The 12557-nt window shown below is 71.1% G+C and carries 5 protein-coding genes; 4 read left to right on the top strand and 1 reads right to left on the bottom strand.

The annotated features are described in order from the left end of the window. Nucleotides 1–62 precede the first annotated feature (62 nt). The gene (locus VGZ32_RS23500; RefSeq protein ID WP_326888336.1) at nucleotides 63–3266 is read left to right on the top strand and encodes a GH92 family glycosyl hydrolase; all 3204 of its coding nucleotides are present in this window, start codon (nucleotides 63–65) and stop codon (nucleotides 3264–3266) included. A gap of 246 nt (nucleotides 3267–3512) precedes the next feature. Next, on the top strand, nucleotides 3513–5438 hold the full coding sequence (locus tag VGZ32_RS23495) for a sigma-70 family RNA polymerase sigma factor (RefSeq protein ID WP_326888335.1): 1926 nt from the start codon (nucleotides 3513–3515) through the stop codon (nucleotides 5436–5438). Nucleotides 5439–5586: 148 nt separating this feature from the next. Here the strand turns inward: VGZ32_RS23495 and VGZ32_RS23490 are convergent, their stop codons facing one another. Continuing rightward, nucleotides 5587–6477, bottom strand: a complete 891-nt coding sequence (locus VGZ32_RS23490) for a hypothetical protein (protein ID WP_326888334.1) — start codon at nucleotides 6475–6477, stop codon at nucleotides 5587–5589. 451 nt (nucleotides 6478–6928) lie between these two features. On the opposite strand from VGZ32_RS23490, the gene VGZ32_RS23485 reads away from it, so the two are divergent. Next, nucleotides 6929–9292, top strand: a complete 2364-nt coding sequence (locus tag VGZ32_RS23485) for an ATP-binding protein (RefSeq protein WP_326888333.1) — start codon at nucleotides 6929–6931, stop codon at nucleotides 9290–9292. A gap of 296 nt (nucleotides 9293–9588) precedes the next feature. Then, the gene (locus tag VGZ32_RS23480) at nucleotides 9589–12351 is read left to right on the top strand and encodes an ATP-binding protein (RefSeq protein WP_326888331.1); all 2763 of its coding nucleotides are present in this window, start codon (nucleotides 9589–9591) and stop codon (nucleotides 12349–12351) included. Nucleotides 12352–12557: the final 206 nt, after the last annotated feature.

The following is a 12557-nucleotide window of genomic DNA, read 5'->3' as shown; positions in this document are numbered from 1 at the left end:
CGGCGCCGCGCCCTCACGCGTCGCAGAGTACTGACTTTCCTCGCCGAGGAGGCGAAAGAACCGTGATACCCACCCACCGGTGGCTGGCGCTGACCGCCGCGGTCACGCTGTCCGCCGGGCTGCTCGCCGCGCAGCCCCCACTGGCGACCGCCGCGGCGCTGCCCGCGCTGGTCGCCGACCCGACCGCACTGGTCAACCCGTTCATCGGCACCGGGGACGGTGGCGGCGTCGTGGGGCCGGTGAACGAGTTCCCCGGCGCCTCAGCCCCGTTCGGCATGGTGGCGTGGAGCCCTGACACGACGTCACGTCCGTCATCGGGCGGCTACGCCTACACCGACTCGGCAACGATCGGGATGAGCGTCACCCATGTGTCGGGCGCCGGCTGCGGCATCGCCGGCGATCTGCCGATCCTGCCGACCGTCGGCGCGATCGGCACGAACCCGACGGCGACCACCGAGCCGTTCAGCCACACGACCGAGTCCGCCTCGCCGGGCTCTTATTCGACCACGCTGGGCACGGGCTCGTCGGCGATCGGCGTCGACATCGCCGCGACCACTCGGACCGGCCTCGGCTCCTTCACCTATCCGACCGGCTCCCAAGCCAACGTGCTGTTCAAGGTCGGCGACTCGCAGTCGTTCGTCAACGCCGCGAACGTGTCCATCGTCGGTGACGACGAGGTGACCGGCTCGATCACCGAAGGCAAGTTCTGCGACATGCCGAACATGTCGACGGTGTACTTCGCCGCGCAGTTCAACCGGCCGTTCGCCACGCAGGGCACCTGGAACGGCACGACCGTCAACGCCGGCAGCAGCAGCGCGACCGGCCAGGACTCCGGCGCCTACGTCGGATTCGACACCTCCACCGAGGCCACGGTCGGCATGCAGGTGTCGATCAGCTACGTCAGCGTCGCGAACGCGCAGGCCAACCTCGCCGCCGAACTGCACGGCTGGAGCGTGTCCGATGTGGCCGCACAGACGCGCGCGCAGTGGAGGCAGCTGCTCTCCGAGATCCAGATCGGCGGCGGCACACACGATCAGCAAGTTGAGTTCTACACAGCGCTCTACCACGCGCTGCTCGATCCCAGCACCTTCAGCGACGCCGACGGCCAGTACCTCGGCATGGACGGCAACGTGCACCAAACCCGGCCCGACCAGGCGCAGTACACCACGTTCTCCGGCTGGGACATCTACCGCGACGAGGTGCCGCTGCTGGCCGCAATCGCACCCACGCAGACCAGCGCGATGATGCAATCGCTGGTCAACGACGCACAACAGGGCGGCTGGCTGCCGAAATGGCCGGTCGCCAACGGCTACACCGGCATGATGGGCGGCGACGCGTCCGATCCGATGATCGCCGAGGCTTACGCGTTCGGCGCACGCGACTTCGACACGAAAGGCGCGCTGGCCGCGATGGTGAAGGGCGCCACGCAGGTCCAGACGAGCAGCGACCTCGGCGAAGGTTATTACGAGGAACGTCCGGGCCTCGACACGTATCTGAAGGACGGATACGTGCAGAACACGATCACCGCATCCGGCTCCGCGGTCCCGAACGGCGCGTCGCTCACGCTCGAGTACGCCGCCGACGACTATGCGATCGCCGCGTTCGCCAAGAGCCTCGGCTCGCACGACACGTATCGGACATTCCTGGCGAGGTCGCAGAACTGGACGAACATCTACAACACCGACTCGGGATTCCTCCAGCCCAGGGACGCCAACGGAAACTTCCCGGCGGGCGACCCGACGACCGACGGGCTGGGCAGCTTCGGACAGTCCGGCTTCCAGGAGGGCAACGCGGGGCAGTACGCCTTCTCGGTGCCGCAGGATCTCGGAGGGCTTATCACCTCCATGGGCGGCGACGCCGCAGCCGTCTCGCGGCTGGACGCCTTCTTCCAGCAGGACCAGGCCGGGCCGAACGCGCCGAACTACTGGGCCGGCAACGAGACCGACATCCTCGTGCCCTGGGTCTACGACTATGCGGGCGCGCCGTACAAGACGCAGGCCGAGGTACACAAGCTGCTCGACGACGTCTACGCGAACACCCCGGCGGGCGAGCCCGGCAACGACGACCTCGGCGCGATGAGCTCGTGGTTCGTCTGGGGCGCGCTCGGCCTGTACCCGACGACCCCGGGTGCGCCGGTGCTGGCGGTCAGCGCGCCGATCTTCCCGGTGGCGCAGCTGAATCTGCCCGGCCATCAGCTCACGATCACCGCGCCCGGCGCCTCGGACCAGGGATACATCAACTCACTGAGGGTCAACGACGACACGACGGACCGAGACTGGGTGCCGACCTCATACCTGGTTGGCGGCGCGGATTCGCACGGTATGACGACGAACCTGGACATGGCCATCTCCAGCACGCCGAATACCAGTTGGGCGTCTTCTGCGGCTGACGAACCGCCGTCGTACCAGGCCAAGCCGCTGAGCTTCCCGACCGGCGTGCTGCCCGCCGCCGTGACCAGCAGCCCGGTCAACCTGATCGCGGCTGCCGGATCGTCGAACTCTGCGACGCTCACCTTCACGCTCGGCGTCGGCGCGTACGGCGATCAGGTCTCGAAGATCCAGCAGCTGGACTGGACGGCGCAGCCGCCGCCCGGAGTCACGGTCAGCCCGGCCTCCGGCACCGCGACGATCAGCAGCACCGGCGAGACGGCCACCGTCACGGTCGCCTTCGACGTGGCGACGAGCGCCGCGCAAGGCTTCAGCTCGGTCGGTTTCGCGCTCAGCGACCCGCAGAGCGTCCCGCTGCCCACGCTGACGGTCCCCGTGGCGGTCGTCGGCCCCGGCGACACCGCGACCGTGTGCACCTCCCTCGGCGCTACCAACATCGACAACGGAATCACCCAGCAGGAAGGCGGCGACGGCACGACCACACCGGTCACCGTCGGCGGGCTGGACGCGCGCAGCACCACCGCGAGCGCACCCGGCGACCTGAACATGTACTTCCAGGTCGATCCGCGCATCGCGCAGAACGGCGACTTCTCGGCGACCGTCACCATCGAGTACTACGACACCGGCACGAACAACTGGCAGTTGCAGTACTCGATGCACGGCAGCAGCCACTACACCATGGCGGGCTCGAACACGAACACCAACTCCGACACGTGGAAGAGCATCACGTTCGCGCTGCCGGACGCCGCCGTGGACGAGGCCATGAACAACCAGGCCGACTTCCGGATCTGGTCCGCCGAGCCGGTGACCGTGCACTCCGCGACCGCGACGATCAGCGGGCCTGGAGTGCTGCCGATGGACCTGTGCCCGTCCTCGTGACGGGCGCTGTGACATGAACGCTGTGGCCAACACCACTACCTGACACTCAGAGCGGAACACTCAGAGAAACGGTATGTAGGCTGACGCTCTCGTGCTCCCGCCCGCCGCTCGGCGGTCGAGAGCACGAGGCGACTGCCTTGGAAATCGCGATCTGCCGTACTTTCCGCAATGCCCCGGCGCGGGTTGTCCCTCCTGTCTACAGCAGCAGTCGATGCAGCGAAGGAAGGGAAAATGCCAGGAGGCCTGATGCCGGACGCGTCCGTGGTCCAGGCGGCGCGCGCGGGAGACGCCCGGGCGCTCGACGCGCTGGTCGGTGCGTACCTGCCGCTGGTCTACAACATCGTGGGACGGGCGCTGGACGCCCCGGCGGACGTCGACGACGTCGTGCAGGACGTCATGCTGGAGATGGTCCGCGATCTGCGGCAGCTGCGCGATCCGGACGCGTTCCGGTCGTGGCTGGTCGCGATCGCGATGCGGCGCGTGCGCGGCCACTGGCGGCAGCGCCGGGCCGAGCCGGGCCGCGCGGCGCTCGAGGAGGCCGCGTCGGCGGACCCCGGCGCCGACTTCGTCGACCTGACGATCGCCGCGCTCGGCCTGTCGGACCAGCGGCGCGAGGTGGCGCAGGCCACCCGGTGGCTGGACGAGGAGGACCGCCACCTGCTCGCGCTGTGGTGGCTGGAGGCCGCGGGCGAGCTGACCCGGGCCGAGTTGGCCGCGGCGATGGACTCGACGCCGTCGCAGGTCGCGGTGCTCGTCCACCGCACGAAAGCGCGGCTGGAGACGGCGCGGACGGTGGTACGAGCCCTGCAAGCCGTGCCGATTTGTCCCGAGCTGGCCGAGGTGTGCCTGGGTTGGGACGGCCGCCCGTCAGGGCTCTGGCGTAAGCGCATCGCGCGCCATGTGCGGGAATGCCCGTCGTGCAGCGCCCTGCACCTGGACCTCGTTCCGGCGGAGAGCCTGCTGGTCGGACTGGCGCTGGTGCCGGTTCCGTTCGCGCTGCTCTCCGTCCCGTACGTCCCACCCACGGCTGGCGCGCGAAGCGAGAGCCACGCCGAACCCGGACATGGCGCCGGGCATGGCAGGGCTTTGGCGCGCGGTCGCGGGATACGGCACTGGACCGCGCTGCCGACCGCGGGCAAGGCGGCTGTCGCGGGCGTAGCGGCGCTCAGCGTGATCGCCGGTGTGACCGGCGTGCGGTATGCCGCAGACCATCGGACAACCGCGGCCGTTGCGCCCCGTCCGCACGCCCCGACGACCGCCGCCGCGCCGCTGAACACCGCGTCGCCCAGCCCGTCGAGTACTGCGCCGACAGCCTCGCCGTCGGCGAGCGCGTCGCCCTCCCCGTCTCAGGCTGCGGCGGGGATCGTGAACACCGCGTTCCCGATCCGCGCCGCCTTCTACTACCCCTGGTACCCCGAGAACTTCCAGCCGCCGGGCAGCCACTACATGCCGTCGGCCGGCCACTACAGCGTGGACGAATCGGCGACGGTCGACCGGCAGATCGAGGACATGCAGTACGCCGGGCTCCAGGCCGGGATCGAGTCCTGGTGGGGCCAGGGCACGCGGGAGGACAAGCGGCTGCCGCTGCTGATGACCGAGGCCGCGAAGCTGGGCTTTTCCTGGTCGGCGTACTACGAGCAGGAGGCGTACGGCGACCCGTCGCCGGCACAGATCGCCAGTGACCTGATCTACCTGCGCAAGTACTCGGAGCAGAAGGCTTGGCTGCACGTCGACGGCCTGCCGGTGATCTTCGTCTATGCCAGCGGCACGGACGGCTGCGGCATGGCGACGCGGTGGGCGCAGGCGAATCAGACCGCTCACTACTACGTCGTGCTCAAGGTCTTCGGCGGGTACCGCGGTTGCGCCGACCAGCCTCAGGGCTGGCACCAGTATGCCGATGCCTTGGACGTACAGCCCGGTTACTCGGCCATCGTGTCCCCCGGGTTCTGGAAGAACGACGAGCAGACGCCGCAGGTGCCGCGCGACCTGACCCGGTTCCGCAAGGACGCCACCACCGTCGCCACGTCCGGCGCGCCGTTCCAGCTGGTCGTCACCTACAACGAGTGGGGCGAGGGAACGGCGGTCGAGTCGGCCACCGACTGGTCGAGCCCGGACGGGCACGGCGCCTACATCGACATCCTCCATCAGGTCTTTGCAGCCTACCCACGCTGACCGGCCGCGCACGGCGCGGTGCCGGCCGCGAGCAATGCTGCTCGCGGCCGGCACCTCGGGCCTGCCGTCTGTGTCCAAGCGGTGTCTGTGTCTGTATTCAAACGGTGCCTGCATTCAAGCGCGTCTGAATTCACACTCTGTGACAGCGTCACTCGGCGCCGACAACCTGGAAACTCTGGTTGACGAAGATGCTGTGCGGCCAGCCCGCCCCGATGTAGTGCACCTCGTACTCGCCGTCGCTCAACTGCACGACGCGGTCGACCACGGCGCCCGGGTAGGCCGCCAGCGCGGCCTGCGCCGCCTGGTACGCCGTCGTCCCGCTCAAGATCGTCCCCTGACCCTCGGTGTAGCTCGCCGGGATCTGGCCGACCTGCTTCGAGGCGCCCGTCGTGCCGCGCTGGAAGGGCACCACCGCCGTCGAGGTCGCCGTGTAGGGGTTGCCGGCGGGCTCGATGGTCACCTGTGCTGCCGTGATGGTCGTGCTGTTGACCGTACCGAGCACGAGGACGGGTTCGCCGGTGGTCACCGCGCTGGCCGAGGCCGCGCTCGAACCGCTCTGATAGGTCGTGGAGGAGGTCTCGTCCACCGTGACCGTCTGGCCCGTCGCGGTCGTCAGGGTGAATCCCGAACCGGACACGCTGGCGACCGTGCCCGCCGAGCCGCCCGCGGCCGGTCCGGACCGCGCGTTCCCCCCGCCCCCGCCCCCGGTGCCGGCACCGCCGAACGGGGCCCCATGCCCCAACGGAGCAGAGGAGGACGAGGATGCGGCGGTGTTCGTGGTGTCGGACGAACCCGACGCGGCGACACCGATGGACGTCCCGGCCGCCGCGACCACCAGCACGGCGACGCCGATCCAGACATTCCTCTTGCGCGACAGTAGCCGCCGCGCCATCGACCTGCTGTCGGGCCCGGCCGCGCCCGCGCCGGGCAGTTCGCCCGGCGCCTGTGGCGGCATGGCGCCAACGGCGGGCCAGCCGTCACCCGCCGACCCGGATGTCGCGCCGAACGTATCGGGGCTCGTGGGATCGTGACCGTTCATCGCGAAGCTCCTCTCTATGTCGATCTGACATATTGAGGATCCCTCTTGACCTTCGACGCCCCCTGAGCCCGAAGTGTGAATGTGATGAATTCGCTTGATCGTTTCAGAAGGCAACGTATGCGCCGCCGTCGCGCAGGCGCTCCTGGACGAGCGCCGGGCCAGCCGGACTACTTGTTCACCGGCCAGGACGCGGCTTCCACAGGCCGGACAGCAGCGCGAGAGCCTTGAGCTGGAGTTTGACCTCTGTGCGCAGACGATCCGGTTCGGCCGCGAACCACAGGCACCGTTCAGGCGTCCTCATAGACGGATGCGCCCTGTGCACCTTACGTGATGGGGAATTCATCCGATCGGGAGTACACCAGACGACCGCGGAGTTTGTATAGTCTGGAAACAAACGACCGCAAACGTTACCGTAACATTCGGCTATTTCATCACATACCGTGCCGTAGGGATGGGCGGAGCAGTGGCCGACACCATCGGGCCAGGACGCGCGCCGGCGACAACGTTGTCGCCGGTCGGCTCCACGACCGATCTGGCCGGGGAACTGCGCCGTCTGCTGCGCGAGGCCGAGGCGCGCGGAGAGAGGTCGATCAGCCGGGCCGGCCTGGCCAAGCGGATCGGCGTGTCGCAAAGCAGCCTGTACGCCTACCTCAACGGCACCACGCTCATCCCCGTCGATGCCCTATCCGCGCTCCTGCGTGCCCTAGGCGCCGATCAGTCACGCGCTCAACGGCTGCGCCAGACCCGGGAGCGGCTCGGTGAGCGTGAAGCCCCGCCGGAACCCGTGTTGCCGCTGGATGTGCCTTCGTTCACCGCCCGCGTCGAGCACATGGCACAGCTCGACCAGCTGCGCGGCCAGAGCCGCAAAACCTCCACGCCCGTGATCGCGGTCATCTCCGGCACCGGCGGGATCGGCAAGACGACGCTGGCGGTGCGTTGGGCCCACCAGCGCCTAGCCCGGTTCCCCGACGGCTGCTTATACCTGGATCTTCGCGGCTTCCACCCCGAGTCACCCCTCGACCCGGGTGAAGCGCTGGCCGCGCTGCTGCGCCGGCTTGGCGTGCCCGGCACCGCCCTGCCCATCGGACTCGAGGAGCGTCGCGAGCGCTACCAGCAGATGCTGGCCGGCAAACGGATGCTCGTCCTGCTGGACAACGCCTTCTGCGCTGATCAGGTTCGGCCGCTACTCCCCCCGGGCACGTCCAGCTGCTTCGTGCTCATCACCAGCCGCGACAGGCTTTCCGGGCTCGTCGTCGGGCACGGGACGCAGCCAGTGCCGGTGGACGCGCTCTCCGACGCCGATGCCGCCGCCCTGCTCGCCGCCCGCCTGGGCGCCGACCGGGTCAACGCGGAGCCCGAGGCCGTCGCCAAGCTTCTGGTCGCGTGCGCCGGGCTGCCGTTGGCGCTGAGCATCGTGGCCGCGCGGGCCCAGACCAACCCGAGCCTGACCCTCGAAGCGCTGGCCGCGGACCTGCGCGACGCCGGCTCGCGGCTGGACGCGCTCGACGAGGGCGATCCGGCCACGAGCGTCGGCGCCGTGCTGTCCTGGTCGCTCGCCGCGCTGACCGACGAGCAGGCGCGGCTGTTCGCGCTGCTCGGCACCGCCCCCGGCACGGACATCGGCCTGCCGGCCGCCGCGAGCCTGATCGGCCTGCCGCCGGCCGAGGCCAAGTCCATGCTGCATGAGCTGGAACGGGTGTCGCTGGTCGCCCGGGACACCGCGGGCCGGTACCGCATGCACGACCTGGTGCGGCAGTTCGGCGCGGACACCGCGCGCCGCCACCTGGCGCCGGAGGCGACGGAGGCCGCACTCTGCCGCCTGATCGACTTCTACACGCACACCGCCTACGACGCCGATCACGTCCTCGACCCGCACCGTCCACCCGCCGACCTCAACCCACCCGTACCCGGCGTCCACCTCGACCCGCCCGGCGCCGAGCTGGCCGCGATGGCCTGGTTCGACGCCGAGCAGGCCAACCTGCTGGCCGCTCAGCGCATCGCCGCCGCCCAGCACTGGCACCCCGCGGTGTGGCACGTCGCCCGCGCTCTGAGCACCTACCATCGCCGCCGCGGACGCCACGACAGCCGCCTCGCCGTGTGGCAAGCCGCCCTGGACGCCGCCGAACAGCTCCCCGACCCCGCCTACCGCACCCAGGCCCACCGGTTCGTCGGCCGCATGCTGACCGACCTGGGACGCCACGAGGAAGCGGTCCGCCACCTCGAACGGGCCCTGGCCTTGGCCGAGCAACAGGAGGACCTCCTCCAACAGGCGAACACCCACGGGATGTTCACCGCGGTCGCGGGCCTCGCGGGAGACGTCGGCAAGGCCCTGGACCACGCCGCCCGGTCCCGCGAGCTCTACCAGAAGCTCAACAATCCGATCGGGCAGGCCCACGCGCACAACAACCTGGGCGTGTGGCTCGCCCGCCAGGGCGACCACGAGCTCGCCCGGGAACACTGCCAGGCCGCCCTCGCCCTTTACCGCGAGCACCACTCCCCGCACTCCGAAGCCTCGATCCTGGACACCCTCGGCTATATCGACCTGTGTACCGGCCGGTACGCCGACGCGGTCCGCCACTGCCGACAGGCGGTCGACCTGTACCACGGCCTCGGCGACACCTCCTACGACGCCGCCGACATCCTCGACCAGCTGGGTCAAGCCCACGTCGCCCTCGATCAGCTCGAGCAGGCGCGCGCGGCCTGGCAGGAAGGGCTCGAGCTGTACCGGCGGCAGGGACGCGCCGAGGACGCCGCCCGGGCGCAACGGCAACTCCAGGAGCTCGATCACCAAGAAGCCGTCGGCGCCGACCGATGATGGACGCCAACCCGAGAGACGAGGCACGCCGCCGCAGGCCGGAGAAGCCCGGGAGGGCACCGCCGGCGCTCCAGCCGTTTCCAGACTTCCCCAGAGTCGGCTGTGCGAGCAGCCGGAGGGGTCGTACTGTATCAGGGCAGTTCGAAATCCGAATCACGGTACGGGGAACCGGTTGCGGAGCCGCATGAGTCGCGGGTCTTCGTCAGCGTCGTGGAGACGGGGGGTCTCCGGACGGCGCGGCCGGAGGTGGGCCGATCAGGTCACTTGAGCCGCGGTGCGGCCATGGGGAGCGCAACATGGGGCTGTTGTCGACGACGATGCCGCTGATCGGGCGGGATCACGAGAGCCGGCGGATCGAGGAGCTGCTCGACGGGCTGCCGGAACGGGGCGGCGCGTTGATGGTGAACGGCGCGGCCGGAGTCGGCAAGTCGGCGCTGTTGTCCGAGGCCGCGGACCGGGCCCGGGACCGCGGCATGACCGTGCTGTCCACGACGGGGGTGCAGGCGGAGGCGAACCTGCCGTTCGCCGCGCTGCACGCGTTGCTGCGACCGCTGCTTCCCCTCAGCGAAGACCTGCCCTCCGCCCAGCGCGCCGCGCTCCGGGCGGTGTTCGGCCACAGCTACGAGGCTGCCGCCCCGGACCGGTTCCTGGTCGCGCTCGCGATCCTGGAGCTGCTGACCGACGCGGCCGCCGAAGCGCCCCTCCTGCTGATCGCCGACGACGCCCACTGGCTGGACCGCGCCTCAGCGGACGTGCTCGCGTTCGTGGCCCGGCGGGTGGGCATGGATCCGGTCGTCGTGCTCGGCTCGATCCGCGACGATCTGGACTGCCCGGAGCTCTCGACCAGCGTCGACCAGCTCTCGCTCGACCGGCTCGACGACGAAGCGGCCCGCGACCTGCTGCAAGCCCGGTTCCCCGAGCTGGCGCCCGTCGTGCGCGAACGCCTGCTGCGCGAAGCGGAGGGCAACCCGCTCGCCCTGCTCGAGCTGCCCGCGGCGCTGAGCGGCAGCGTGCGCGAGGGCGAGACGATGCTGCCGCGCCACCTGCCCTTGACCGAGCGGCTCGAGCGCGCGTTCGCGGCCCGCTGCGCCGCACTGCCCCCGGTCACCCGGGTGCTGCTGCAGGTGGCGGCGGCCGACGACAGCAGCGTGCTGACCGAGATCATGCGGGCGACCGAGGCCGCGGCCGGGGTGTGCCCGCGGATGACGGACCTCGACCCGGCGGTCGAGGCGGGCCTGATCCACGTCGAGGGCCCGACGGTGCGCTTCCACCACCCGCTGGTGCGCTCCGCGGTGTACCAGAAGGCGACCGTCGCGGAACGCCACGCGGCGCACGCGGCGCTGGCCGAGGTGCTGGCCGAGGACCCGGACCGGCGCGTCTGGCACCGCGCGGCGGCCGCGGTCGACCGCAATCCGCAGGTCGCCGTCGAGCTCGAGGCGACGGCCGAGCGCGCCGTCCGACGCGGGGACCTGGTCACCGCCGCCACCGGATACGAGCGTGCCGCCGCCCTGACCACGGGCGGGACGCGGCGCGGTGACCTCCTGCTGCGCGCCGCCGAGGCCGCCACCGAGCTCGGCCGCAGCGAGCAGGTGCGCCGGCTGCTGCGCGAAGCGGACGCGCTGGAGCTCGGCCCGGTCGAACGGGCGCGGTCGCTCTGGCTCGGCGACGCCTTCCGTACCGGCTCGGCGCGCAACCCCTCCACGGTCGACTCCCTCGTGGAGACCGCCGGGACGATGGCCGCGAGCGGCGAGCTCGACCTGGCGCTGGACCTGCTGTCCGTCGCCGCGGCGCGGTGCCGCTACGGAGATCTGACCGGCGAGACCGTGCGACGGCTGGTCGAGACCACCGATCGCACCGGCGTGTCACCCGAGGACCCGCGGCGGCTGCACATCCTGGCCAACACCGCCCCCGTCGCCTGCGGCGCCGAGATACTCGGCTGGCTGTCCGCGATCAGCACCCCGGACGACCCCGGACTCCTGCATCTGCTGGCCTCCGCGGCGAGCACCACCGGCGCCTTCCATCTCGCCTCGACGCTGTGCGCGGCCGCGGCCGCCCGGCTGCGCGAGCAGGGCCGGCTCGGCGTGCTGGCGCGGGTGCAGACCACCCGGTGCTGGGCCGCGATCCTCGTCGGGGACTACCCGGAGGCGGTGATGGCGGCCGAGGAGGGGGCGAGGCTGGCGGCCGAGACGAACCAGCCGGCCTCGCAGATGCTGACGCGGACGGCCCACGCCGCGCTCGCGGCGCTGCGGGGCGACCACGACGTGGCGGAGGCGATGTGCGCGCGGATCGAGAGCGTCGCGCTCCCGCGCGGTGCCGCGCTCAATCTGGCACTGGTGCAGTATGTGCGCGCCATGTCGGCGCTCGGCCGCGGTCGGCACACCGAGGCGTACGAGCAGCTGCACCGGGTCTTCGAGCCTGCCGACCCGGCGCACCACGACCTGTTCGCCTCCTTGGACATCGGCGACCTGGCCGAGGCCGCGGTGCACAGCGACCATAAGAAGGAAGCCAGGGCCCTGATGCGCAAGGCCGAGCAGGCGGCCGGGCTGACCCCGTCCCCGTTCCTGCGCGTCAACCTGCGCTGCGCGCGGGCGCTGCTCGCCGACGACGCGCACGCCGAGGCCGCGTTCCAGTACGCGCTCGCCGACGAGGAGCTGTTGCGCTGGCCGTTCTTCCAGGCCCGGCTGCACCTCTCGTTCGGCGAATGGCTGCGGCGGCAGCGCCGGACGGCCGAGGCGCGCGGTCCGCTGCGCACCGCCCGGGACGCCTTCGACGCGCTCGGCGCGACGCCCTGGAGCGAGCGGGCCCGGCAGGAGCTGCGCGCGGCGGGCGAGACCAGCCGCTGGCGAGACCCGGGCACGCTGGACGTCCTGACCGCGCAGGAGCTGCAGATCGTGCAGATGGCCGCGGAAGGCATGTCGAACCGCGAGATCGGGCAGCGGCTCTACCTGTCCCACCGGACGGTCGAGTCACACCTCTACCGCGCCTTCCCGAAGCTGGGCATCACCTCGCGCGCCCAGCTGCCCGCCACCCTGGCCGACCCGCCCCGCGCCACCGGCTGAGCCCAGGTCAACGAGCCCGGGGCACGCACGCGCACCACGGGACGGCCACTTCAGTAGCGACACTGAAGACCCGTACGGGCCCGCATGGAAGGGTGGTTCCCGGACGGGCGCTCGCCCACCACGTCGCCGTCGGCGCGCTGCGATCGTGGTGCCCCGGACGAGCGCTCGCCCACCACGTCGACGTCCGGCACCCCCGCCGAGATGCG

The organism is Actinocrinis sp., from assembly GCF_035938995.1.
Lineage (GTDB): Bacteria > Actinomycetota > Actinomycetes > Streptomycetales > Catenulisporaceae > DASZGI01.
Note: the sequence above shows the minus strand (reverse complement) of the source record. Positions and strands in the feature narration are given on the sequence as shown.